This is a genomic window from Pseudomonas sp. 203-8, from assembly GCF_020708595.1.
Classification (GTDB): Bacteria; Pseudomonadota; Gammaproteobacteria; order Pseudomonadales; family Pseudomonadaceae; genus Pseudomonas; species Pseudomonas aeruginosa.
Window position 1 is genome coordinate 83,277 of sequence record NZ_JAJFDF010000004.1, and the last position, 22,925, is coordinate 106,201.

Annotated in this window: 20 protein-coding genes and 3 tRNA genes; 18 read left to right on the top strand and 5 right to left on the bottom strand. The window is 67.9% G+C overall.

The window, feature by feature from the left end; translation table 11 throughout:
* The first annotated feature begins 77 nt into the window (after positions 1 to 77).
* From purF to LJF27_RS10315, 3 genes are read left to right on the top strand one after another with little or no spacing between them, the layout of a single operon-like run.
* Positions 78 to 1,583 carry an amidophosphoribosyltransferase gene (purF, locus tag LJF27_RS10305; RefSeq protein WP_003091383.1) on the top strand — a complete coding sequence of 502 codons (1,506 nt, stop codon included), beginning with the start codon at positions 78 to 80 and terminating at the stop codon, positions 1,581 to 1,583.
* Between the two features lie 16 nt (positions 1,584 to 1,599).
* Entirely contained in the window at positions 1,600 to 2,811 is a 1,212-nt protein-coding gene (locus tag LJF27_RS10310) for an O-succinylhomoserine sulfhydrylase (RefSeq protein ID WP_003113933.1), read from the top strand.
* Positions 2,808 to 3,575 (top strand): SDR family oxidoreductase, encoded by a 768-nt coding sequence (locus LJF27_RS10315; RefSeq protein ID WP_003103539.1) that lies wholly within the window; start codon positions 2,808 to 2,810, stop codon positions 3,573 to 3,575. The genes LJF27_RS10310 and LJF27_RS10315 overlap by 4 nt, the downstream gene beginning before the upstream one ends.
* A gap of 85 nt (positions 3,576 to 3,660) precedes the next feature.
* Here LJF27_RS10315 and xcpQ read toward each other — a convergent pair whose 3' ends face one another.
* Both xcpQ and xcpP read right to left on the bottom strand, forming a co-directional pair.
* Complete coding sequence (gene xcpQ / locus LJF27_RS10320) at positions 3,661 to 5,637, bottom strand: GspD family T2SS secretin variant XcpQ (protein WP_003103536.1); 1,977 nt, start codon at positions 5,635 to 5,637, stop codon at positions 3,661 to 3,663.
* A 4-nt stretch (positions 5,638 to 5,641) separates the two neighbouring features.
* Positions 5,642 to 6,349, bottom strand: a complete 708-nt coding sequence (xcpP, locus tag LJF27_RS10325) for a type II secretion system protein N (RefSeq protein ID WP_003119750.1) — start codon at positions 6,347 to 6,349, stop codon at positions 5,642 to 5,644.
* 219 nt (positions 6,350 to 6,568) lie between these two features.
* On the opposite strand from xcpP, the gene xcpR reads away from it, so the two are divergent.
* The 12 genes from xcpR to LJF27_RS10385 all read left to right on the top strand — a co-directional run bounded on the left by xcpR (position 6,569) and on the right by LJF27_RS10385 (position 14,533).
* Positions 6,569 to 8,077, top strand: coding sequence for a GspE family T2SS ATPase variant XcpR (gene xcpR / locus LJF27_RS10330; RefSeq protein ID WP_003091377.1), 1,509 nt, complete (start codon positions 6,569 to 6,571; stop codon positions 8,075 to 8,077).
* Positions 8,077 to 9,294, top strand: coding sequence for a GspF family T2SS innner membrane protein variant XcpS (gene xcpS, locus LJF27_RS10335; RefSeq protein WP_003091376.1), 1,218 nt, complete (start codon positions 8,077 to 8,079; stop codon positions 9,292 to 9,294). Before xcpR ends, xcpS begins: the two co-directional genes overlap by 1 nt.
* A gap of 4 nt (positions 9,295 to 9,298) precedes the next feature.
* Positions 9,299 to 9,745 (top strand): GspG family T2SS major pseudopilin variant XcpT, encoded by a 447-nt coding sequence (xcpT, locus tag LJF27_RS10340; protein ID WP_003119751.1) that lies wholly within the window; start codon positions 9,299 to 9,301, stop codon positions 9,743 to 9,745.
* Positions 9,746 to 9,751: 6 nt separating this feature from the next.
* Complete coding sequence (gene xcpU / locus LJF27_RS10345; RefSeq protein WP_003103530.1) at positions 9,752 to 10,270, top strand: GspH family T2SS minor pseudopilin variant XcpU; 519 nt, start codon at positions 9,752 to 9,754, stop codon at positions 10,268 to 10,270.
* Complete coding sequence (gene xcpV, locus LJF27_RS10350; RefSeq protein ID WP_023117018.1) at positions 10,267 to 10,656, top strand: GspI family T2SS minor pseudopilin variant XcpV; 390 nt, start codon at positions 10,267 to 10,269, stop codon at positions 10,654 to 10,656. The genes xcpU and xcpV overlap by 4 nt, the downstream gene beginning before the upstream one ends.
* Positions 10,653 to 11,366: a GspJ family T2SS minor pseudopilin variant XcpW gene (gene xcpW / locus LJF27_RS10355; RefSeq protein WP_003103526.1), complete on the top strand. Its 714-nt coding sequence runs from the start codon at positions 10,653 to 10,655 to the stop codon at positions 11,364 to 11,366. The genes xcpV and xcpW overlap by 4 nt, the downstream gene beginning before the upstream one ends.
* Complete coding sequence (gene xcpX, locus LJF27_RS10360; protein WP_003103524.1) at positions 11,363 to 12,364, top strand: GspK family T2SS minor pseudopilin variant XcpX; 1,002 nt, start codon at positions 11,363 to 11,365, stop codon at positions 12,362 to 12,364. Before xcpW ends, xcpX begins: the two co-directional genes overlap by 4 nt.
* Positions 12,361 to 13,509, top strand: a complete 1,149-nt coding sequence (gene xcpY, locus LJF27_RS10365; protein ID WP_003103522.1) for a GspL family type II secretion system protein XcpY — start codon at positions 12,361 to 12,363, stop codon at positions 13,507 to 13,509. The genes xcpX and xcpY overlap by 4 nt, the downstream gene beginning before the upstream one ends.
* Before the next feature lies 1 nt (position 13,510).
* Positions 13,511 to 14,035, top strand: a complete 525-nt coding sequence (xcpZ, locus tag LJF27_RS10370; RefSeq protein WP_003091369.1) for a GspM family type II secretion system protein XcpZ — start codon at positions 13,511 to 13,513, stop codon at positions 14,033 to 14,035.
* Between the two features lie 138 nt (positions 14,036 to 14,173).
* A tRNA-Val gene (locus tag LJF27_RS10375) sits at positions 14,174 to 14,249 on the top strand.
* A 16-nt stretch (positions 14,250 to 14,265) separates the two neighbouring features.
* Positions 14,266 to 14,342, top strand: a tRNA-Asp gene (locus tag LJF27_RS10380).
* Positions 14,343 to 14,456: 114 nt separating this feature from the next.
* Positions 14,457 to 14,533 (top strand) — tRNA-Asp (locus LJF27_RS10385).
* Between the two features lie 287 nt (positions 14,534 to 14,820).
* Here the strand turns inward: LJF27_RS10385 and LJF27_RS10390 are convergent.
* On the bottom strand, positions 14,821 to 15,858 hold the full coding sequence (locus LJF27_RS10390) for an AraC family transcriptional regulator (RefSeq protein WP_003103517.1): 1,038 nt from the start codon (positions 15,856 to 15,858) through the stop codon (positions 14,821 to 14,823).
* Complete coding sequence (locus LJF27_RS10395) at positions 15,855 to 16,973, bottom strand: carbon-nitrogen hydrolase family protein (protein WP_023117017.1); 1,119 nt, start codon at positions 16,971 to 16,973, stop codon at positions 15,855 to 15,857. The genes LJF27_RS10390 and LJF27_RS10395 overlap by 4 nt, the downstream gene beginning before the upstream one ends.
* A gap of 214 nt (positions 16,974 to 17,187) precedes the next feature.
* On the opposite strand from LJF27_RS10395, the gene LJF27_RS10400 reads away from it, so the two are divergent.
* From LJF27_RS10400 to LJF27_RS10410, 3 genes are all read left to right on the top strand, one after another.
* Positions 17,188 to 19,227 carry an NADPH-dependent 2,4-dienoyl-CoA reductase gene (locus tag LJF27_RS10400; RefSeq protein ID WP_023117016.1) on the top strand — a complete coding sequence of 680 codons (2,040 nt, stop codon included), beginning with the start codon at positions 17,188 to 17,190 and terminating at the stop codon, positions 19,225 to 19,227.
* 336 nt (positions 19,228 to 19,563) lie between these two features.
* Positions 19,564 to 21,003 carry a hypothetical protein gene (locus tag LJF27_RS10405; protein WP_003119759.1) on the top strand — a complete coding sequence of 480 codons (1,440 nt, stop codon included), beginning with the start codon at positions 19,564 to 19,566 and terminating at the stop codon, positions 21,001 to 21,003.
* Positions 21,004 to 21,040: 37 nt separating this feature from the next.
* Positions 21,041 to 21,940, top strand: a complete 900-nt coding sequence (locus LJF27_RS10410; RefSeq protein ID WP_023117015.1) for a 1-aminocyclopropane-1-carboxylate deaminase/D-cysteine desulfhydrase — start codon at positions 21,041 to 21,043, stop codon at positions 21,938 to 21,940.
* On the opposite strand, the gene LJF27_RS10415 is transcribed toward LJF27_RS10410, so the two are convergent.
* On the bottom strand, positions 21,941 to 22,906 hold the full coding sequence (locus tag LJF27_RS10415) for a DUF1853 family protein (RefSeq protein WP_003113939.1): 966 nt from the start codon (positions 22,904 to 22,906) through the stop codon (positions 21,941 to 21,943).
* Between the last annotated feature and the right edge of the window lie 19 nt (positions 22,907 to 22,925).

Sequence of the window (22,925 nt, forward strand, 5' to 3'; positions counted from 1 at the left end):
TGGTCAGCTCGATGGTCCGGGACGGACCGATCGCGCTTCCCATCTTTCCAGCTTGAGCCAAGTAGGGGTTGCGTCACATGTGTGGCATCGTCGGTATCGTGGGCAAGTCGAACGTCAATCAGGCGCTGTATGACGCGCTCACCGTCCTCCAACATCGCGGCCAGGACGCTGCCGGTATCGTCACCTGCCATGACGATAAGCTGTACCTGCGCAAGGACAACGGCCTGGTCCGCGACGTCTTCCAGCAGCGCCACATGCAGCGCCTGATCGGCAGCGTCGGCATCGGCCATGTGCGTTACCCGACCGCCGGCAGCTCCAGCTCGGCGGAAGCGCAGCCGTTCTACGTCAACTCGCCCTACGGCATCACCCTGGCGCACAACGGCAACCTGACCAATGTCGAGCAGTTGGCCAAGGAAATCTACGAATCCGACCTGCGCCACGTGAACACCAACTCCGATTCGGAAGTGCTGCTCAACGTGTTCGCCCACGAGCTGGCGGTGCGCAACAAGCTGCAGCCCACCGAGGAGGACATCTTCGCCGCGGTTTCCTGCGTGCACGACCGTTGCGTCGGCGGCTACGCGGTGGTGGCGATGATCACCGGCCATGGCATCGTCGGTTTCCGCGACCCCAATGCGATCCGTCCGATCGTCTTCGGCCAGCGGCATACCGAGAACGGCGTCGAATACATGATCGCCTCCGAGAGCGTGGCCCTGGACGTACTCGGCTTCACCCTGATCCGCGACCTGGCGCCGGGCGAGGCGGTGTACATCACCGAGGAAGGCAAGCTCTATACCCGCCAGTGCGCCAAGGCACCGAAGTACGCGCCGTGCATCTTCGAGCACGTCTACCTGGCGCGTCCGGATTCGATCATGGACGGCATCTCGGTGTACAAGGCGCGCCTGCGCATGGGCGAGAAGCTTGCCGACAAGATCCTCCGCGAGCGTCCCGACCACGACATCGACGTGGTCATCCCGATCCCGGACACCAGCCGCACCGCGGCGCTGGAACTGGCCAACCGGCTCGGCGTGAAGTTCCGCGAGGGCTTCGTCAAGAACCGCTACATCGGCCGCACCTTCATCATGCCCGGCCAGGCGGCGCGGAAGAAATCCGTGCGGCAGAAGCTCAACGCCATCGAGCTGGAGTTCCGCGGCAAGAACGTGATGCTGGTGGATGACTCCATCGTCCGCGGCACCACCTGCAAGCAGATCATCCAGATGGCCCGCGAGGCCGGGGCGAAGAACGTCTACTTCTGCTCCGCCGCGCCGGCCGTGCGCTACCCCAACGTCTACGGCATCGACATGCCGAGTGCGCACGAGCTGATCGCGCACAATCGCAGCACCGAGGACGTCAGCAAGCTGATCGGCGCCGACTGGCTGGTCTACCAGGACCTGCCCGACCTGATCGACGCGGTCGGCGGCGGCAAGATCAAGATCGATCACTTCGACTGCGCCGTGTTCGACGGCGAGTACGTGACCGGCGACGTCAACGAGGCCTACCTGAACCGGATCGAACAGGCGCGCAACGATGCGACCAAGGCCAAGAGCCAGGCGGTCAGCGCGATCATCGATCTGTACAACGACTGACAAAGGGGAGAGCGGCATGACTCAGGACTGGGATGCCGGGCGTCTCGACAGCGACCTGGAAGGCGCGGCCTTCGACACCCTGGCGGTTCGCGCCGGGCAACGGCGGACGCCGGAGGGCGAGCACGGCGAGGCGCTGTTCACCACTTCCAGCTACGTCTTCCGCACCGCCGCCGACGCGGCCGCGCGGTTCGCCGGCGAAGTGCCGGGCAACGTCTATTCGCGCTACACCAACCCCACGGTACGCACCTTCGAGGAGCGCATCGCCGCCCTCGAAGGAGCCGAGCAGGCGGTGGCCACGGCGTCGGGCATGTCGGCGATCCTCGCCCTGGTGATGAGCCTGTGCAGCTCCGGCGACCACGTGCTGGTCTCGCGCAGCGTGTTCGGCTCGACCATCAGCCTGTTCGACAAGTACTTCAAGCGCTTCGGTATCCAGGTCGACTATCCGCCGTTGAGCGATCTCGCGGCCTGGGAGGCGGCGTGCAAGCCGAATACCAAGCTGTTCTTCGTCGAGTCGCCATCCAACCCGCTGGCCGAGCTGGTGGATATCGCCGCGCTGGCCGAGATCGCCCACGCCAAGGGTGCGCTGCTGGCGGTGGACAACTGCTTCTGCACGCCGGCCCTGCAACAGCCGCTGAAGCTCGGTGCGGACGTGGTGATCCACTCCGCGACCAAGTACATCGACGGCCAGGGCCGGGGCATGGGCGGGGTGGTCGCCGGTCGCGGCGAGCAGATGAAGGAAGTGGTCGGCTTCCTCCGCACCGCCGGACCGACCCTCAGCCCGTTCAACGCCTGGCTGTTCCTCAAGGGCCTGGAAACCCTGCGTATCCGCATGCAGGCGCACAGCGCCAGTGCCCTGGCCCTGGCCGAATGGCTGGAGCGCCAGCCGGGCATCGAGCGGGTCTACTACGCGGGCCTGCCGAGCCATCCTCAGCATGAGTTGGCCCGGCGCCAGCAGAGCGGCTTCGGCGCGGTCGTCAGCTTCGACGTGAAGGGCGGGCGCGATGCCGCCTGGCGCTTCATCGACGCTACCCGGATGGTCTCGATCACCACCAACCTGGGCGACACCAAGACCACCATCGCCCACCCGGCGACCACCTCCCACGGTCGACTGTCCCCCGAGGACCGCGCGCGCGCCGGGATCGGCGACAGCCTGATCCGGGTCGCGGTCGGCCTGGAAGACCTCGACGACCTCAAGGCCGACATGGCTCGGGGGCTGGCTGCGCTGTGATCGAACCCAACCTGCGAGGCAACGGCAAGGTCGCCCTGGTCACCGGGGCGGCCCGGGGCATTGGCCTGGGCATCAGTGCCTGGCTGATCGCCGAGGGCTGGCAGGTAGTGCTTGCCGACAACGACCGTGAACGCGGGGCCAGGGTGGCCGAGGCGCTGGGCGAGCACGCCTGGTTCGTGGCCATGGACGTGGCCCAGGAGGGCCAGGTGGCGATGAGCGTGGCCGAGGTGCTCGGTCAGTTCGGCCGCCTCGACGGCCTGGTCTGCAACGCCGCCATCGCCAATCCGCGCAATACGCCGCTGGAGGCGCTGAGTCTCGGCGAGTGGACCCGGACCCTGGCGGTCAACCTGACCGGTCCGATGCTGCTGGCCAAGTACTGCACGCCTTATCTGCGCGCGCACAATGGCGCCATCGTCAACATCGCCTCGACTCGTGCCCACCAGTCGGAGCCTGACTCCGAGGCCTACGCCGCGAGCAAGGGCGGGTTGCTGGCGCTGACCCATGCCCTGGCCGCCAGCCTGGGCCCGGATATCCGTGTCAATGCGCTCAGCCCCGGCTGGATCGATACCCGCGAGGCCGCCGAGCGCGAGGCTGCGCCGCTGACCGAGCTGGACCACGACCAGCACCTGGTCGGCCGGGTCGGAACGGTGGAGGATGTCGCGTCGCTGGTGGCTTGGCTGCTCTCCGAGGACGCCGGTTTCGTCACCGGCCAGGAATTCCTGGTCGATGGCGGCATGACCCGGAAAATGATCTACCTCGACTGAGTTGGTGGGGAGATGCGGAAAAGGCGCTGTTCCGAAAGGAGCAGCGCTTTTTTTCGTATGAGGCCGCCTTGCCGGTATGGCGCCGTTATTCCGTCTTCAGTTCGCGCAGATCGACGGCCTGTCCATCGAACAACTGGTTGGCGTTGGTCGGCAGGATGCTGGGTCGTCCCTCCGGGCCGCGAGTGCCGTCGATGACCCGGATGTCGCTGTATTTCTTGCCCGAGAGCGCGGCGAGACCGGCGCTGTCGCGGACCACCGTAGGACGCAGGAAGACCATCAGGTTGCGCTTGGTGTGGGTGTCCTTGGTGGAACGGAACAGGCGACCGAGCAATGGGATGTCCCCGAGCAGGGGAACCTTCGACTCGGCTTGGGAAACGTCGTCCTGGATCAGGCCGCCGATCACGATCACCTGGCCGTTCTCGGCGAGGATGGTGCTCTTGATCGAGCGCTTGCTGGTGATCAGGTCGGTATTGTTGCGCTGCTGGGCGTTGGGCAGCAGGGCCGAGATCTCCTGCTCGATCTCCAGGCGCAGGGCCGCGCCGTCGTTGATGTGCGGAGTGACCTTGAGGCTGACGCCGATATCCTTGCGCTCCACGGTGGTGAACGGGTTGCTCGAACCTTCGCTGTTGGTGGTGTAGGAGCCGGTCTGGAACGGTACGTTCTGGCCGACCAGAATCTCCGCTTTCTGGTTGTCCAGGGTCAACAGGCTCGGGGTCGACAGCAGGTTGCTCTTGGTGTTGGCCGAGAGCGCGGTGACCAGCGCGCCGAAGCTGCTGCTGCCGATGCCGACGATGGCGCCGTCGGGGATGGATTCCGGTGCCTTGTTGCTCTCGAGCGATTGCAGCAGGGTGCCGATGGACAGTCCGGTATTGGCGAAGTTGGTCTTGGTTCCGCCCATGCCGCCCTTGTTGATCGCCCATTGCACGCCGACGGCATCCTGGATGTCGCCGGAGATCTCGACGATGGCCGCCTCCACCAATACCTGGGCACGCGGCACGTCGAGCTGGCGAACGATGTCCTCGAGGGCGTTGACCGTGTCCGGGTCGGCCAGCAGGACCAGGGCGTTGGTGCTTTCGTCGGCACGGATGAGGATGTTGCTCGGTCGGCCGCCGCCGGTCTGTTCGCCGCCCTGGCCGCCGTTGTTCTTCATGCCTTCGGAAATCTGGCCGAGGGTTTCCGCGAGGGTCTTGGCGTCGTTGTGGCGCAGGCGGATCACCCGGGTATTGGCCGAGCGCGCGGTCGGGGTGTCCAGCGATTGCGCCAGTTGCACCAGCTTGGCGCGCGCCTGCGGCGGGCCGAGGATGATCAGGCGGTTGGTGCGCGCGTCGGCGATCACCTGGGCGCCCGCCGCGCCCTTGGCCTGGCCGCGGCTCATGGCGTTGTTGAGCACCTCGGCGGCGTCCATCACCCAGCCGTAGCGCAGGTTGATCACGCTGTAGTCGTGGCTGCCCTTCTGGTCGAGCTGGCGGATCACGTCTTCGATTCGCGCGATATTGGCGCTGCGGTCGCTGATGATCAGCGCGTTGGCCGAGGGCACCGCGGCGAGGTGGCCATATTGTGGGACCAGCGGACGGATCAGCGGGATGAGTTCCGATACCGGGCTCTGCTGCACCTGGATCACCCGCGTCTCCAGGCGATCCGGCGCGCTCTGGCCGCCGCCGGCCTCGGTCTTGGCCTCGGCGTTGGGCACGATGCGCGCCTGGTCGCCCTGGGCAACCACGGTGAAGCCGTGGGTGCTCATCACCGAGAGGAACAACTGGTAGACCTCGCTCAACGAGAGCTGGGCCTTGGAGACCACGCTGACCTGGCCCTTGACCCGCGGGTCGACGACGAAGGTCTCGCCGGTGATTTCGGAAATCTGGTCGATGAATTCGCGGATGTCGGCATCCTTGAGGTTGATCGTCCAGTGCGCCTCCTGCTGGTTGCCGGCCGGGACGAAGGCGTTCCCGCCGCTGTTTTCGGCGTGCGCCGCCTGGATGCCGAGGGCCAGGCTGAGAAGGACGGCGGGAACGTACGAACGACTGGAAGGGGCAAACAGGGCGCGGAGCAAAGGCTGGGACATCGGGTCAGTCGCTTTCCGTAGGCGTGGTCGTGGGCTCGCTCGAGTCTTCTTCGGCGGGTTCTGCGATGGGCGTGGCTTCCATCTGCTGGCGCAAGGCGTCCAGGCGCTCGCGCAATGCTGCAGCGTTCTCATCCTGCAGGCTTTGCAGTTGTTCGATCGAGTCGTTCTCGCTTGTAATGTCGTCCGCGCTGGCCAGCAGTCCCCCGGAACGGTGCGGGAAGGGCAGGCTTTCCAGGCGCCCGCCGCGCTGCAGTTCGACGCGGTCGCGGTAGACCGCGTGCAGCTTCACGCCGTCGCTGATCTCGCCGCCGACCGCGTAGCGGTGCGGCTTGTCGCCCTGGCGCTGGATGATCGCGCTGGACAGCTTGGGATCGCTCTGGACGAAGCTGCCCTTGAGCACCAGGTCGAGGTTGGTGGCCGGTGGCGGGGCGTTGGGGTCCTGGGCGCTGGTGCCGAAGAGGCGCGCCAGGCGGGTCGGATCGCTGCGGATCGACTCGTGGCTGACCGGCGAGGCGGCGACGGCTACCGGGCTGCGTTGCAGGCGCAACCAGCCGGCCGCCTGCCAGGCGAGGCTGATGCTCATGGCGATGATCAGGGCAACAGCCAGAAGGGCCGGGGCGTACCGCTGCAGCCAGCGGGAAGAGGCGCCGGAGAAAGGCAATACATCACTCCTGGTCTTTATCGTTATGTCTGAAGATCGCCGAGGGATCATAGCAGTTCGTTGCCAGTAGGCTACCTACTTCTATCAATAGGTGTGACTGGCCGGGCCAGGCACGCTTGTGCTTAAGATAACGGCTCGCCAGGATACTTCTGCAAGAGGAACTCGGGATCGGCCGCACAAAACGACTAACAACTAACAATACTGACGGTAACCGTTCAGTGGTCATATACGACCAAGATACTTCTGTAAGGTTACCGCTATAAGGCATCCATGATGACAGCCCCATTACCCGACATCGCCGCGCCGGCCGCACCGCCACGGCGTCTGCCGTTCAGCTTCGCCAAGCGCCAGGGCCTGCTGTTCCTGTGCCTGGAGGAGCAGTACTGGCTGGCCTGCCGGCCGCAGGTGGAGCTGGCGGCGATCGCCGAGGCGCAGCGCTTCGCCGGCCGCCGCCTGCCGCTCAAGGCGCTCGGCGAGGACGCCTTCAACCAGGCCCTGGCGGCCTCCTACCAGCACGACTCCTCGGCGGCCATGCAGCTCGCCGAGGACCTCGGCGGCAGCCTGGACCTCGCCGCGCTGGCCGACCAGGTCCCGGAAACCGAGGACCTGATGGAGCAGGAGGACGACGCGCCGATCATTCGCCTGATCAACGCGATCCTCGGCGAGGCGATCCGCGAGAACGCCTCGGACATCCACCTGGAAACCTTCGAGAAACGCCTGGTGGTGCGCTTCCGCGTCGACGGCGTGCTGCGCGAGGTGCTGGAGCCCAAGCGCGAGCTGGCGGCCCTGCTGGTATCGCGGATCAAGGTCATGGCACGGCTGGACATCGCCGAGAAGCGTATTCCCCAGGATGGGCGGATTTCCCTGCGGGTCGGCGGGCGCGAGGTGGACATCCGCGTCTCGACCCTGCCCTCGGCCAACGGCGAACGGGTGGTGCTGCGTCTGCTCGACAAGCAGGCCGGGCGCCTGAACCTGCAACACCTGGGCATGAGCGAGCGCGACCGCAAGCTGATGGACGAAACGGTGCGCAAGCCGCACGGCATCCTGCTGGTCACCGGGCCCACCGGCTCGGGCAAGACCACCACCCTGTACGCCAGCCTGACCACGCTCAACGACCGCACGCGGAACATTCTCACCGTCGAGGATCCGATCGAATACCACCTGGAGGGCATCGGCCAGACCCAGGTCAACGCCAAGGTCGACATGACCTTCGCCCGCGGCCTGCGGGCGATCCTCCGGCAGGACCCGGACGTGGTGATGGTCGGCGAGATCCGCGACCGGGAGACCGCCGAGATCGCGGTGCAGGCTTCGCTGACCGGCCACCTGGTGCTCTCGACCCTGCACACCAACAGCGCCATCGGCGCGATCACCCGCCTGGTGGACATGGGCATCGAGCCGTTCCTGCTGTCCTCCTCCATGCTTGGCGTGCTGGCCCAGCGCCTGGTGCGGGTGCTCTGCCCGGCGTGCAAGGAGCCCTACCGCGCCGACGAGGCCGAGTGCGCGCTGCTCGGCGTCGATCCCGCCGCGCCGCCGACCCTGCATCGCGCCCGCGGCTGCGGCGAGTGCCACCAGCATGGCTATCGCGGGCGTACCGGTATCTATGAACTGGTGGTGTTCGACGACCACATGCGCTCGCTGATCCACAACGAATCCTCCGAGCAGGAAATGACCCGGCATGCCCGCACCAGCGGACCAAGCATCCGCGACGACGGTCGGCGCAAGGTGCTGGAAGGCGTCACTACGGTCGAGGAAGTCCTGCGCGTGACCCGGGAAGAATAATGGCCGCCTTCGAATACCTCGCCCTCGACCCCAGCGGTCGCCAGCAGAAGGGCGTGCTGGAGGCGGACAGCGCGCGCCAGGTCCGCCAGTTGCTGCGCGAGCGCCAATTGGCGCCGCTCGACGTGAAGCCCACCCGTACCCGCGAGCAGAGCGGGCAGGGCGGGCGCCTGACGTTCGCCCGCGGACTGTCCGCGCGCGACCTGGCATTGGTGACCCGGCAACTGGCGACCCTGGTCCAGGCCGCGTTGCCGATCGAGGAGGCGCTGCGCGCCGCCGCGGCGCAGTCCACCTCGCAGCGCATCCAGTCGATGCTTCTCGCGGTGCGCGCCAAGGTCCTCGAAGGCCATAGCCTGGCCGGCAGCCTGCGCGAGTTTCCCACCGCCTTTCCCGAGCTGTACCGGGCGACTGTGGCTGCCGGCGAGCATGCCGGGCACCTCGGCCCGGTGCTGGAGCAACTTGCCGACTACACCGAGCAGCGCCAGCAGTCGCGGCAGAAGATCCAGCTGGCGCTGCTCTATCCGGTGATCCTGATGGTCGCTTCGCTGGCCATCGTCGGCTTCCTGCTGGGCTACGTGGTGCCCGACGTGGTCCGGGTGTTCATCGACAGCGGGCAGACCCTGCCGCTGTTGACCCGCGTGCTGATCGGCGTCAGCGACTGGGTCAAGGCCTGGGGCGCGCTGGCCTTCGTCGCGGCGATCGGCGGGGTGATCGGCTTCCGCTACGCGCTGCGCAAGGATGCCTTTCGCGAGCGCTGGCATGGCTTCCTGCTGCGCGTGCCGCTGGTCGGTCGGCTGGTGCGTTCCACCGACACCGCGCGCTTCGCCTCGACCCTGGCGATCCTCACCCGCAGCGGCGTGCCGCTGGTGGAGGCGCTGGCGATCGCCGCCGAGGTGATCGCCAACCGGATCATCCGCAACGAAGTGGTCAAGGCCGCGCAGAAGGTCCGCGAGGGCGCCAGCCTGACCCGCTCGCTGGAAGCCACCGGGCAGTTTCCGCCGATGATGCTGCACATGATCGCCAGCGGCGAGCGCTCCGGCGAGCTGGACCAGATGCTGGCGCGCACCGCGCGCAACCAGGAGAACGACCTGGCGGCGCAGATCGGCCTGATGGTCGGCCTGTTCGAACCGTTCATGCTGATATTCATGGGCGCGGTGGTGCTGGTCATCGTCCTGGCCATTCTTCTTCCGATCCTTTCTCTCAACCAACTCGTGGGGTAATCGCGTGAATCAGAGCCGCCCATTGCAGCGTCGCCAACAGTCGGGCTTCACCCTGATCGAAATCATGGTCGTGGTGGTCATCCTCGGCATCCTCGCCGCCCTGGTGGTGCCGCAGGTGATGAGCCGTCCCGACCAGGCCAAGGTCACCGTGGCCAAGGGCGACATCAAGGCCATCGCTGCCGCGCTGGACATGTACAAGCTGGACAACTTCGCCTATCCGAGCACCCAGCAGGGCCTCGAGGCGCTGGTGAAGAAGCCCACCGGCAATCCGCAGCCGAAGAACTGGAACAAGGACGGCTACCTGAAGAAGCTGCCGGTCGATCCGTGGGGCAATCCCTACCAATACCTGGCGCCGGGCACCAAGGGCCCGTTCGACCTGTATTCGCTGGGCGCCGACGGCAAGGAAGGCGGCAGCGACAACGACGCCGACATCGGCAACTGGGACAACTGACCGGACATGCGGGCTTCGCGCGGCTTCACCCTCATCGAGCTGATGGTGGTGATGGTCATCATCAGCGTGCTGATCGGCCTGGCGGTGCTCAGCACCGGCTTCGCCAGCACCTCGCGGGAGCTGGACAGCGAGGCCGAGCGGCTCGCCGGGCTGATCGGCGTGCTGACCGACGAGGCCGTGCTGGACAACCGCGAGTACGGCCTGCGCCTGGAGCGCGATGCCTACCAGGTACTGCGCTACGACGAAGCGAAGGCGCGCTGGTTGCCGGTGGCGCGCGACAGCCACCGCCTGCCGGAGTGGGCGGAGCTGACCTTCGAGCTGGACGGCCAGCCGCTGGTGCTGGCCGGCAGCAAGGGCGAGAAGGAGCAGAAGAAAGGCACCGACCAGCCGCAATTGCTGATCCTCTCCAGTGGCGAACTCAGTCCGTTCCGCCTGCGCCTGGCCGAGCGCGGACCCGAGGGGCGGGCGTTGTCGCTGAGCAGCGACGGTTTCCGCCTGCCACGGGTCGAGGTGGCGCGGCGATGAAGCGCGCGCGTGGTTTCACCCTGCTGGAAGTGCTGGTGGCCCTGGCGATCTTCGCCATGGTCGCGGCCAGCGTGTTCAGTGCCAGCGCGCGCAGCCTGCAGAACGCCTCGCGGCTGGAAGACAAGACCCTGGCGATGTGGATCGCCGACAACCGTCTCAACGAATTGCAACTGGAACAGACGCCGCCCTCCAGCGGCCGCAACCAGGGCGAGCTGGAGTTCGCCGGGCGCCGCTGGGAGTGGCGCACCCAGGTCGACAGCACCGCCGAGCAGGATATGCGGCGGGTGATCGTCTGGGTCGCGGCGAAGCCCCTCGGCCGCGAGCGTGGCAGCATCGAGGAACGCGCCGCGGCGCGCCTCGTCGGTTTCCTCGGGAGCCAGCCATGAGGCTACAGCGGGGCTTCACCCTGCTCGAGCTGCTGATCGCCATCGCCATCTTCGCCCTGCTGGCCCTGGCCACCTACCGCATGTTCGACAGCGTGATGCAGACCGACCAGGCGACTCGCGTGCAGGAGCAGCGCATGCGCGAGCTGGTGCGGGCGATGGGCGCCCTGGAGCGCGACCTGACCCAGGCGGTCGAACGTCCGGTACGCGACGAGCTGGGCGATAACCGTGGCGCCTTCCTCAGCGAGGGCGAGAACGACCAGATCGTCGAACTCACCCGTGGTGGCTGGCGCAACCCGCTCGGCCAGGCGCGCTCGCGCCTGCAGCGGGTGCGCTGGTCGCTGTCCGGGGAGACCCTCGAACGCCGCTACTGGCTGGTTCTGGACCGCGCCCAGGACAGCAAGCCACGGGTGCAGCAGGTGCTGGACGGGGTTACCGCGCTGAGCTGGCGCTTCCTCGACAAGGAGCACAACTGGCAGGGCCACTGGCCGACCGACGAAGGCAGCGAGGAGGAGCGCCTGGAAAGCCTGCCGCTGGCGGTGGAGATGACCCTGGAGCACCGCCACTACGGCAAGCTGGTGCGCGTCTGGCGTCTGCTCGATCCGCCGCTCAAGCAGGACCAGCCGCAGGGCCAGCCGGGCGGCGAGAATGGCGAGAACGGCGAGGGCGGAGTGCCGCAGCCGCCGGAAGGCATGCCGGGGGCGCCGGAATGAGGCGCGGGCAGAACGGCGTCGCGCTGATCACCGTGCTGCTGGTGGTGGCGGTGGTGACCATCGTCTGCGCCGGGCTGATCATCCGCCAGCAGTTGGCGATACGCAGCAGCGCCAACCAGTTGCACGTGCGCCAGGCCTGGCACTATGCGCTGGGCGGCGAACGCCTGGCGGAAGCGGTGCTGCGCCGCGACCTGCGCCAGGGCGGCGAGAATACCCGCGAGCCGGTGGACCACCTGGGCGAGGCCTGGGCTCGACCGATGACGCCGTTCAAGCTGGACGACGGCGGCGAGCTGCGGGTGCGGATCGAGGACCCCAGCGGGCGTTTCAATCTCAACGGACTGGTGCGCAAGCGCAAGGTCAAGCCGGATTCGGTGAAGCAGTTCCGTCGCCTGCTGGCCACCCTGGGGATGAAGGAAGAGATCGTCCAGGGCTTGCCGGACCGGCTGGCCGACTGGCTCGACGCCGACCAGAATCCGCAGGGCGAGCAAGGCGCCGAGGACAACCAGTACCTGCTGGAGGCGCCGGCCTACCGCGCCGCCAACCGCAGTTTCAAGGACGTGTCCGAGCTGCGCCTGCTGAAATTGTCGGAAGCCGACTATCGACGCCTGCTGCCGTTCGTCAGCGCCTTGCCCGAAGATGCGCCGCTGAACGTGAACACTGCCAGCGTGCCGGTGCTGGCCGCCATGTTCGAGATCGATCCGGGACAGGCGGAAAACATCGTGGACGCCCGCGGTCGGGAAGGTTTCCAGAGCAAGGACGATTTCACCAAGCATCTGACCCAGTTGGGTTCGAAGACCGGAAACGTCAGTTATGCCGTCGGCACCCGCTACTTCCAGGTGATCAGCGAGGTCAGCCTGGGCGACCGCCGGCAGGTGCTGGTGAGTACCTTGCAGCGGGGCAAGGACGGCAAGATACGCGTGATGGCCCGCGACATGGGGCAGGGCGGCCTGCCCATCCCGTCGACGGGCGGCGACGATTGGAAGAAGGACGAGCGATGAGTGGAGTGAGTGCGCTGTTCCTGCCGCCCGCCAGCACGGCGGGGGCCGATGGGGAACTGGCGGTGTGGTGGGTGCAGGATGGCGAGTGCCGGCGCGCGCCGTTCGCCCAGGCGCTGGCGGAGATCCGCGCGCCCTGGCGGCTGTACCTGCCGGTGGAGGCGGTGACCGCCTGCGCGGTGAACCTGCCTACACAGAAGGCGCGCTGGTTGCGCCAGTCGCTGCCGTTCGCGGTGGAGGAACAACTGGCCGACGATGTCGAGCAGATGCACCTTGCCCTTGGTCCGGCGCTGGCCGACGGCCGCCACCGGGTATTCGCCGTGCAGCGCACCTGGCTCGCCGCCTGGCTGGCGCTGGCCGAGGGCGCGGGCAAGGCGCCGGCTTCGCTGCATGTCGATGCCGATTGCCTGCCGGGCGAGGGCAGTTGCCTGTTCTGGCTGGAAGAGCGCTGGTTGCTCGGCGGCAGCGGCGCCGTACGCCTGGCCTGCGGCAGCGAGGATTGGCCGGTACTGCGCGACAGTTGCCCGCCGCCGCAGCGGGCCTTCGCCGCGCAGGAGGTGGCGCCCCTGGAGGGGGTGGAAGTCCAGGCCCTGGCGGGCAATCCGCACGTCTGGCTGAGCGAGCAGCCGCTGGGCACCGACCTGGCCCAGGCCGAGTTCGCCGCGCGCCAGCAGAGCAGCCAGTGGCGCCGCTGGCGGCCGCTGCTGGGGTTGGTCGGGCTGTGGCTGGTATTGCAATGGGGCTTCACCCTGGTCCAGGCCTGGCAGTTGCAGCGCGAAGGCGACCGCTACGCGGCGCAGAGCGCAGAGCTCTACCGCCAGTTGTTTCCCGAGGACCGCAAGCTGATCAACCTGCGCGCGCAGTTCGACCAGCACCTGGCCGACAGCGCCAGCAGCGGCGGCGAGGGCCAGTTGCTCGGCCTGCTTGGCCAGGCCGCCACGGTGATCGGCGGCGAGCCGACGGTGAGCGTCGAGCAACTGGACTTCAGCGCCGCTCGCGGCGACGTCGCCCTCCAGGTGCGGGCTCCCGGTTTCGACGTGCTGGAACGGCTGCGTTCGCGTCTCAGCGAGTCCGGGCTGGCGGTGCAGCTGGGTTCGGCCAGCCGCGATGGCTCGACGGTCAGCGCGCGCCTGGTGATAGGAGGTTGAGATGAAGGTGATGACGCAATTCCACGAGCGCCTCAGGGCCCAGGCGGAAACCTCGCAGCTGGCGATCCGCTGGCGCGGGCTGCCGGCGCGGGACCGCCTGGCGCTGCTCTGGCTCGGCGCGTTCCTCCTGCTGGTGGTGCTTTACCTGGCGCTGTGGCGCCCGGCCGAGCGCCATTTGCAGTCGGCGCGGCAGTACTTCACCGAACAGCGCGCGCTGCATGCCTACATCCAGCAGCAGGCGCCCAACGTGCGCCAGGCTGATGCCGCGGCGCCGCAGGCGCAGATCGACCCGGCGGCGCTGCAGGGCATGGTCACGGCTTCGGCGGCCCAGGCCGGACTGAGTGTCGAGCGCCTCGACAACGAAGGCGAGGGCGCCGTGCAGGTGGCCCTGCAGCCGGCGCCATTCGCCAAGCTGCTGCCCTGGCTGGAGCAGTTGAACGGGCAGGGCGTGCAGGTGGCGGAGGCCGGCCTGGACCGCCAGGTCGACGGCCGGGTCTCGGCGCGCCTGAGCCTGCGGGTCGAGTGAGCGGCCCGTGGCTGGGCCCGGCCTGGGCCCCGGCGCCGACCGTGGCGACAGGCGATCGCCGAAATTTCAAAAAAAATTCAATCAGGGCATTGACTTAGGTTTTTCGGTCGGTAGAATGCGCCCCACTTCGAGAGTGAAGGGTGATTAGCTCAGCTGGGAGAGCATCTGCCTTACAAGCAGAGGGTCGGCGGTTCGATCCCGTCATCACCCACCAATCTCGCAAGTTACGCGCAGCGGTAGTTCAGTCGGTTAGAATACCGGCCTGTCACGCCGGGGGTCGCGGGTTCGAGTCCCGTCCGCTGCGCCATTCACTTCCCCTCCCGAGTTCACCACCCCGAACTCGCCGTCTTCCACTAGAAGGCGGGCAGCCTGGCTGCAACAAGAGGAAGTCGCTTTACCGGGCATCTTGCCCAGCCGACGCGCAGCGGTAGTTCAGTCGGTTAGAATACCGGCCTGTCACGCCGGGGGTCGCGGGTTCGAGTCCCGTCCGCTGCGCCATACATCTTCACCACGCCGAGGCGGGGTGAGCCACGAAGAAAGCGGCCAATGGCCGCTTTTTTCGTTTCCGTCGTCCCCTGCGCCTTCCGTTTTCTCCTTGTTTGCCGGATTTCCTGCTCCGTCGGTCCGCGCGCGGTAATCCCGCTGTCATCTTCCTCGTCTACAGCTGAAAGACACAGACGAACGAAAGGTGATCCGCGATGGACGACTACCAGGAAGAACTGCTGGAGCAGCATGCCGCCGAATGCGATCTGCCAGAGCCGGCGGACGACGCCACCGAGATGTGATCAGGCGCTCTGTCGCTGGGCGCGGCGGAATTCGCCGGGCGTCTGCCCGCTCCAGCGCTTGAAGGCGCGCTGGAAGGCTTCCGCCGAGGCGAAGCCGAGCAGGTAGGCGATTTCGCCGAAAGCCAGGTCGGTCTCGCGGATGTAGACCATCGCCAGGTCGCGGCGGGTGTCGTTGAGGATGCTGCGGAACTGGGTGCCTTCCTCGGCCAGCTTGCGCCGCAGGGTCCAGGTCGGCAACTTGAGGCGCGCGGCGATTTCCTCGAGGTCCGGTTCGCGACCATTGAGCATCGGCCCCAGCAGGCGGCTGACGCGCTCGCGCCAACTGCGGGTGCGGGTCAACTGCTCCAGTTCGCGGTTGCAGAGTTCCAGCATCTGGCTCCAGGTGCTCGGACAGTGCTCGGCATTCGCCAGGGCCAGGCTGGCCTGGCTCAGGCGCAACTGGTTGGTCGGCGCGCCGAATTCCACCGGGCAGCCGAAGAATGCCTCGTAGCGCTCGGCCCAAGGCGGCGCTGGATATTCGATCTCCACCCGCTCCGCTTTCAACGGCTGCCTTGCCAGGGCGCCGAGATGGCTGATCCAGCCTGCCAGCACCGAATCGACGACGAAGCGGTTATAGGCGTTATAAGGGCTGATCGAATAGAAGCGCAGCCAGGCGCCGCCGGCGTCTTCCACCAGGCTCGACTGGCCCCGGTAGTTCTGCGCGTAAAGCGGTTCCAGGTGGATCATTGCCCGCGCGGCGGCGCGCAGGTTGGGCGCCTGGGCGACGCTGACGCCGGCCAGGCCCATCTGTCCGAGACGGCTCAGGCGGCCCATCTGCAGGCCAAGGGCGGGGTCGCCGCTGAGCTGTATGGCGGCATGGCCGAGGCGCATGTAGCGAGGGATCGACAGGCGCGCCCCGGGTTCGGCCAGGCGCCGCTGGTCGAGGCCGTACTGCTCGAGCAGTGCTGCGGGCTCGACGCCGGCGGCGAGCAGGGCGTCGGCCAGCGCCTGGACGAAGCCGACCGAGAGGTCGCCGAGGCGAACCCGGGGCGCGCTCATAGCCAGAGATTGACCAGTTGCGCACCGCCGCCGGGATTGGCCTGGCGCATGCCCTGCGACGAACCGAGCAGGCTCTGACCGTCTTCGGTGGCGTTCCACAGGCGGCTATGGGCGAAGGCCACGGCGGCGCCGCGCGCACCGCTGGCCAGCAGGCGCTCGCCGACCGCCAGGCGCTGCCAGGCCTCGGCGTTGCTCAGGCTGTTCGGCGCCAGGCGCACGTCGCCTGGAACCAGCTCCGCATCGAAGCCGGGCCAGGGCTGCTGCCAGCGACCGCTCTGGTTCAGGGCGGCGGGGATCGCCAGCAGTTCGACGCCCTGTTCGACCAGGGTGGCGTAGGTGTCCGGGTACCAGCTGTCGGTGCCGATCAGCACGCCCAGGCGTCCTGCCGGCGTATCCAGCACCTGCAGGCGCTCGCCGCGACCGTTGTTGAGGTAGCTCAGTTCGTGGCGGGTCGGGAACACCTTGCGTTGCGGCTGGCCGAGCGGCCGGCCATCGGGACCGAAGGTCAGGCTGACGTTGTACAGCTGGCCGGTGCCGGGACGCAGCTCGCCGTCCTCGACCTCGGGGTCGGGCAGGACGATGGAGCCGGCGACCACCGTCACCTTGAAATCATGGGCGAGCCCGCCGAACAGGGTCTGGTAGTCGTGGGCCATGTCCACCGCCTTCATCCGGAACAGGGTGTCGGTGAGACGCTGATCGCCGCGCGCGGTGATCCAGCCGCGCGCCACCTTCAGTGGGTTGCTCGCGGCCATCCAGTTCATCGCCGTGGGCCAGTCGGCAGCGGCGTAGACCTCGGGCTTCTCGCCGCTGGCCACCAGCCAGGTGCCGACGTGCTCGGGGAACACCACCACCGTGCGCTCGTTGAGCAGGCCCTGGCGGCGGGCATTTTCCAGGTAGGCGTGGAATTTCAGTTGCAACCGTTCGGCGCTCTGGTAGTCCGGCGTGAACAGTTCCGGCTGGACCGCCAGCAGGTTGCCGCGCTCGCCGGGCTGGCCCTGGACCACGCTGACCTGGCTGCGCAGGTCGGACAGGTAGTGGCCTACCGGGCGGCGTTCGGCCCAGCCGGCGTAGGCGGCGAAGAGGGTGATGAGGATCAGGAAGATCAGCTTGCGCATGCGGGTCTCCAAGGCAGCCCACAGGGTAGGGGAGTGGCGTCGGCTTGCCAAGCATCCCTGTGCATTCCGATCAGTAACTTGTCATTTAGGATCATTGAGCGCTCCGGTGGCGCTCCTTAGAGTCGTCGCCATACCGACCGCTGCCCGTCCCGCGCATTGCGCCCGAGGCCGCGGCATATCCGTGAACGCGTTTCGCCCGATGTGGAGACCCCCGATGACCGCCGCCGTTCCCTATCCGCACCTGCTCGCCCCGTTGGACCTCGGCTTCACCACCCTGCGCAACCGCACCCTGATGGGGTCCATGCACACTGGCCTGGAAGAGAAGCCGCAGGGCTTCGAGCGCATGGCGGCGTACTTCGCCGAACGCGCCCGTGGTGGCGTCGGCCTGATGGTCACCGGCGGCATCGGCCCGAACGAGGAGGGCGGCGTGTATTCCGGCGCGGCCAAGCTGAGCACGCCGGAAGAGGCGGAGAAGCACAGGATCGTGACCCAGGCGGTGCATGAGGCGGGTGGCAAGATCTGCATGCAGATCCTGCATGCCGGCCGCTACGCCTACAGCCCGAAGCAGGTGGCGCCGAGCGCGATCCAGGCGCCGATCAATCCGTTCAAGCCCAAGGAACTCGACGAGGAAGGCATCGAGAAGCAGATCGCCGACTTCGTCAACTGCGCCAGCCTGGCCCAGGTCGCCGGCTACGACGGCGTCGAGATCATGGGATCGGAAGGCTACTTCATCAACCAGTTCCTCGTGCAGCACACCAACCAGCGCACCGACCGCTGGGGCGGCAGCTACGAGAACCGCATGCGCCTGCCGGTGGAGATCGTCCGCCGGGTGCGCGAGGCGGTGGGGCCGAACTTCATCATCATCTATCGCCTGTCGATGCTCGACCTGGTCGAGGGCGGCAGCAGCTGGGACGAGATCGTGCTGCTGGCGAAGGCCGTCGAGAAGGCCGGCGCGACCCTGATCAACACCGGCATCGGCTGGCACGAGGCGCGTATCCCGACCATCGCCACCAAGGTACCGCGCGCGGCCTTCACCAAGGTCACCGCCAAGCTGCGCGGCGAGGTCGGCATCCCGCTGATCACCACCAACCGCATCAACACTCCCGAGGTGGCGGAGAAGGTCCTGGCCGAGGGCGATGCCGACATGGTCTCCATGGCCCGGCCGTTCCTCGCCGACCCGGATTTCGTCAACAAGGCCGCCGCCGGCCACGCCGAACGGATCAACACCTGTATCGGCTGCAACCAGGCCTGCCTCGACCACACCTTCGGCGGCAAGCTGACCAGTTGCCTGGTCAACCCGCGCGCCTGCCACGAAACCGAGCTGAACTACATCCCCACCACCAGGCCGAAGAAGATCGCCGTGGTCGGTGCCGGCCCGGCCGGCCTGGCCGCCGCCACCGTGGCCGCCGAGCGTGGGCACCGGGTCAGCCTGTTCGACGCCGCCGGCGAGATCGGCGGGCAGTTCAACGTGGCCAAGCGGGTTCCCGGCAAGGAAGAGTTCCACGAGACCCTGCGCTACTTCCGCAACAAGCTGGAGAGCACCGGTGTCGAACTGCACCTGAACCGCCGGGTCGGCGTGGACGACCTGGTCGCGGGCGGCTACGACGAGATCGTCCTCGCCACCGGCATCGTTCCGCGCACACCGGCGATCCCCGGCATCGAGCATCCGAAGGTGATCAGCTACCTGGATGCGATCCTCGAGCGCAAGCCGGTGGGTGGCAAGGTGGCGGTGATCGGCGCCGGCGGCATCGGCTTCGACGTCTCCGAATTCATCACCCATACCGGTCCGTCCACCAGCCTGGAGCGCGAGGCGTTCTGGAAGGAGTGGGGGATCGATACTCGCCTGGAAGCCCGCGGCGGCATCGCCGGGGTCAAGGCCGAGGTGCATCCGGCGGCGCGCCAGGTGTTCCTCCTGCAACGCAAGAAGAGCAAGGTCGGCGACGGCCTCGGCAAGACCACCGGCTGGATCCATCGCGCCGGCCTGAAGAACAAGCAGGTGCAGATGGTGAATGCCGTGGAGTATCTCGGGATCGACGACGCCGGCCTGCATATCCGCGTTGCCGAGGGCGAGCCGCAGGTGCTGCCGGTGGATACCGTGATCGTCTGCGCCGGCCAGGACCCGCTGCGCGAGTTGCAGGACGGCCTGCTGGCGGCCGGCCAGAGCGTGCACCTGATCGGTGGCGCCGACGTCGCCGCCGAGCTGGATGCCAAGCGCGCCATCAACCAGGGTTCGCGCCTGGCCGCCGAACTCTGAGAGCCTTTCCGCGATCTGTTGCGTAGCGGAGAAACTGCGTTGAAAACGGCTTTTCTCCAGCTCGCACAGGTTCTGCGTATCGCCCCTGTCCGCCCTCGTCGGCGCGGCGGGGCGCTGCGCACCGGTTCGGTGAACGGTGGCGCTCTGCCACGGTGATCTCCGTCCGCTCAAAACCCGACCGCTTCACAATTTCCCCTACCGCTCGGCGGGCCGTCCGGCATCGCCCGGGTGTCTGCCAACCCAGTCACATTGCCCGCGACATTTTTTCCCCTAGACTTGCCCGAACAACGAGATAGCGCCTGTTTTTCAGGTGACATGCCAGATGGGTACTGCCGGATGCGGGCCGCCTCGCCAGGCGTTCGAGGGTTAGCGATGAGCATGCAGAAAAAGCCACAGATGGCGGAGGCCGTGCTGTTCTTCAACGACAGCGGCGTCTGCAAGGAAATGCTGTATCCCGAATTCGAGGCGCTGCTCGATGGCCTGGTGCGCATGCCGGAATACGCCGACCGGCAGATGCACCTGGCCTATGTGTTGATCAATCCGCGCCTGCAGGCGCGGGCGGCGGTGTTCTTCTATCTCGATTTCGACGAGCAGGGCGGCGCCGACACCGGCTGGAACCTGCCTCTGCGCAACCTCGCCGAACGCGCCGGACGCGGCCCCGACATGGGCGGCGGGCCGATCCGCCTGGCCTGTCGCAGCCAGTGCCCGGTGTCCTGGCACCAGATGCACCTCTGGGACCCGGAGAGCAGCGCCGGACGCAACCATTTCGTGCTCATCCGCGACGCGCTCAGGCGCAACCAGCTGGGCCTGCTGGTGGACGAAGAGCCTGCCGCGGTGGAGCCGCAGCGGCTGCAGATGGCCGCCGAAGAGCAATGGTACGCCGCCGGTCCCGCCGCCCCGAAGGCACCGCCCGCGGAGCCTCCGCGCAAGCAGGAGGACGAGCAGACGGCGCGCCTGGCGCAACTGGTCAAGCAGCAGCGACAACAGCTCGCCGCCCTGGCCCGGCAGCAGGAGCAGCGCCTGGCCGGGCTCGCCCGGCAGCACGAAGAGGAACTGGCCAGGCGCGAACAGGACGCCCGCGGGCAACTGGACATCCTGCGCAGCGAAGTGCTCAGCCTGCAACAGGCCCTGGAACGGCAGGCGCGGGAGAACGCCGAATTGCAGCAGCGTCTGCTGGAGCAGGGCGAGCAGTTCCAGCGCAACCGCGAGGAACTGACCCGGCAACTGCGTTTCATCGAGAACCAGGGGCGCAACGAGACCGACCTGCTGCGCTCGGAGTTCGCCGACGAACTGGAGGCTCGAGTGGCGGCGGCGGTGGCCGGCTACAAGGAGCAGGTCTCGATCCGCGACGTCGAACTGGCCTACCGCAACGAGCTGGACCAGCAACTGGAGCAGGAACTGGCCGAGCTGCGCGCCGAGCGCGACCGTCTGGCCGCCCAGGGGCCGGAGCAACTGCTGGAGCGTCTATCCGGCCAGGGCGTGGTATTCGTCGCCTACCATCCCGGCGCCGGGCACCTGACCATCCCCTTGCAGGACATCCCGCGTTACCAGGACAATCCGCTGGCCTACGCGGCGGCCAAGTGCTTCGTCTCCGAGAGCCAGTACCGCCAGTGGCTGGACCACTTCCAGCAGCCGCGCTGCGAGGCGCTGCTGCCCGGCGGCGAACGCTGCAACCTGCCGCTCGACCGGGTCGACAACCCGGCGCGCTTCGTCGCCGGCGACACCAACTGCTGCGCCCGGCACAAGACCACGGGGCGCCTGCGCACCGTGAGCTGACTCCTTGCCGTTTCCCCACTGGTCACCGCATACACCCTTGCAGCGTCTCGAACTCGACTGGCTGCAACGGGCCGGGGTCGAACTGGCGCTGCTGCGCCTGGACCAGGCCGATCCGCTGATCTCCGGCAACAAGGGGTTCAAGCTCGCGCCACACCTGGCGCTGGCCCGCGAGCAGGGGCTGGACGGCCTGATCAGCCTCGGCGGCGCCCACTCCAACCACCTGCACGCGCTGGCCGGCGCTGGCGCGCGTTTCGGTTTCCGTTGCGTCGGCCTGTTGCGCGGACACGAAGTCGATACGCCGACGGTGCGCGACCTGCGCAGTCTCGGCATGGAACTGCACTGGCTCGGCTACGGCGGCTATCGCCAGCGGCATGCCGCCGGCTTCTGGCTTCCCTGGCGGGAACGTTACCCAGGCTTGCTGCCGGTCGCCGAGGGCGGTGGCGGGCTGCTGGGCGCGCGCGGTTGCATCGGGCTGGTGGAGCGCATAGCGACCCAGTTGCCGACGCTCGGCTGGGACGATTACGACGCGATCTGGGTGGCCGCCGGTACCGGTACGACACTGGCCGGCCTGGTGCTCGGCGAGGCCGGGCGGCATCCCGTGGTGGGCGCGCTGGCGGTGCCGGAGGACCACGGCGTCGCCGCCCAGGTCGCGGCGACCCTTGCCGAGGCGGGCTGGGGCGATACCGGCTATCGTCTGCTGGACGCCAGCCGTGGCGGTTTCGCCCGCCTCGATGGGCGATTGGCGCGGTTCATCGTCGAGTTCGAGACGGCCAGCGGCGTCGCCCTCGAACCGCTGTACACCGGCAAGCTACTGCTCGCTCTGCGCGAGGCCGTGGAGAGTGGCGCGGTGGCTCGCGGCAGCCGGCTGGTGGCGCTGCACAGCGGAGGCCTGCAGGGCCGCCGGGCATTGCAGGAGCGTTTGCTGGCGTTGCTCTGATCAGGCATCCGCGGCCTGGCGCGCGCTACCCCACAGGCTGAGCCCCGGTGGCCAGTCGTCGCTGGCCAGGAACAGGCGCTCGGCCTCTACCCAGTAGCCGTCGCGCGGCACCACCCTTACCAGCATTTGCGGACGTGCCTCGTCGGCGAAGGCGATGTTCCAGCAGGCGCCGTCGCGCGGTGGGTCGAGCGGGTCCTGCCGCCGCATGGCCGGCGCCAGCCAGTGCTCGCGCGACAGATGCAGCCAATGCTGCCCGGTCTGCGGTCCGGCCAGGCTGGCCAGGTACGCCGGCCAGTCGCGCTGGCGGAGCCAGCGGCCACGCAGATGCCGTGGCTCGATGTCGGCGGGCAGGCTGCCCGGCCCGGGCCAGGGATGGAACAGGTAGCCGCTCAGCCATAATGCGGAAACGGCCGATTCGGCGCCATGGGCGGCCAGCACCTGGCGACCCTCGCGGGTCGCCGCCAGCGGCAACTGGTGTCGGCAGAGGTGTTCCAGCTTGCGTGACAGGCGGTCCTGGCCGCCGGGCCCGAGCCAGTCGCCGGGGCCGGACTGGGGCCCCAGGTAAAGTTTGATCGCCAGTTCCAGGTGGTGGATGCCGTCGTCGTCCCGCAGCAGCAGGTCGAGTTCGCCAAGGGTATGCCCGCCGTCGCGCACCGGCAGGTTGGCGGCGATCAGGCGCACGTCCGGGGCCTGTTCCAGGGCGAATTGCCAGAGATGTTCGTAGTACAGGCCGAGACGCTGCCGTGGCCATTGCGCGAGCCAGGCGGCGAGGTGCTGCGGCTGTCGCTCCTGTTCGCGCAACCAGGCGGCCAGGCGCTCCGGTTCCTGGCGCCAGCGGCTGGCGGCGAGCGGATGGCGCTGCGGCTCCGGGGTCCGGCGCAGCAACGGCGGGGCGAGCAGGGTCCAGGCCAGGTCGCGGACGGCCGGGTGGCGCAATTCGTCGAGCAATTCGGTCAGCAGCGTCATACCCAGAGGTTAGCCGGGT

Bases quoted from the DNA above. Each gene is read 5' to 3' on its own strand.
- xcpU (WP_003103530.1), top strand. From the start codon at position 9,752: ATGCGGGCTTCGCGCGGCTTCACCCTCATCGAGCTGATGGTGGTGATG.
- LJF27_RS10310 (WP_003113933.1), top strand. From the start codon at position 1,600: ATGACTCAGGACTGGGATGCCGGGCGTCTCGACAGCGACCTGGAAGGC.
- LJF27_RS10400 (WP_023117016.1), top strand. From the start codon at position 17,188: ATGACCGCCGCCGTTCCCTATCCGCACCTGCTCGCCCCGTTGGACCTC.
- xcpX (WP_003103524.1), top strand. From the start codon at position 11,363: ATGAGGCGCGGGCAGAACGGCGTCGCGCTGATCACCGTGCTGCTGGTG.
- LJF27_RS10415 (WP_003113939.1), bottom strand. From the start codon at position 22,906: ATGACGCTGCTGACCGAATTGCTCGACGAATTGCGCCACCCGGCCGTC.
- LJF27_RS10395 (WP_023117017.1), bottom strand. From the start codon at position 16,973: ATGCGCAAGCTGATCTTCCTGATCCTCATCACCCTCTTCGCCGCCTAC.
- xcpS (WP_003091376.1), top strand. From the start codon at position 8,077: ATGGCCGCCTTCGAATACCTCGCCCTCGACCCCAGCGGTCGCCAGCAG.
- xcpV (WP_023117018.1), top strand. From the start codon at position 10,267: ATGAAGCGCGCGCGTGGTTTCACCCTGCTGGAAGTGCTGGTGGCCCTG.
- xcpZ (WP_003091369.1), top strand. From the start codon at position 13,511: ATGAAGGTGATGACGCAATTCCACGAGCGCCTCAGGGCCCAGGCGGAA.
- LJF27_RS10405 (WP_003119759.1), top strand. From the start codon at position 19,564: ATGCGGGCCGCCTCGCCAGGCGTTCGAGGGTTAGCGATGAGCATGCAG.
- xcpW (WP_003103526.1), top strand. From the start codon at position 10,653: ATGAGGCTACAGCGGGGCTTCACCCTGCTCGAGCTGCTGATCGCCATC.
- purF (WP_003091383.1), top strand. From the start codon at position 78: ATGTGTGGCATCGTCGGTATCGTGGGCAAGTCGAACGTCAATCAGGCG.
- xcpY (WP_003103522.1), top strand. From the start codon at position 12,361: ATGAGTGGAGTGAGTGCGCTGTTCCTGCCGCCCGCCAGCACGGCGGGG.
- xcpQ (WP_003103536.1), bottom strand. From the start codon at position 5,637: ATGTCCCAGCCTTTGCTCCGCGCCCTGTTTGCCCCTTCCAGTCGTTCG.
- xcpP (WP_003119750.1), bottom strand. From the start codon at position 6,349: ATGATCCCTCGGCGATCTTCAGACATAACGATAAAGACCAGGAGTGAT.
- LJF27_RS10390 (WP_003103517.1), bottom strand. From the start codon at position 15,858: ATGAGCGCGCCCCGGGTTCGCCTCGGCGACCTCTCGGTCGGCTTCGTC.
- xcpR (WP_003091377.1), top strand. From the start codon at position 6,569: ATGATGACAGCCCCATTACCCGACATCGCCGCGCCGGCCGCACCGCCA.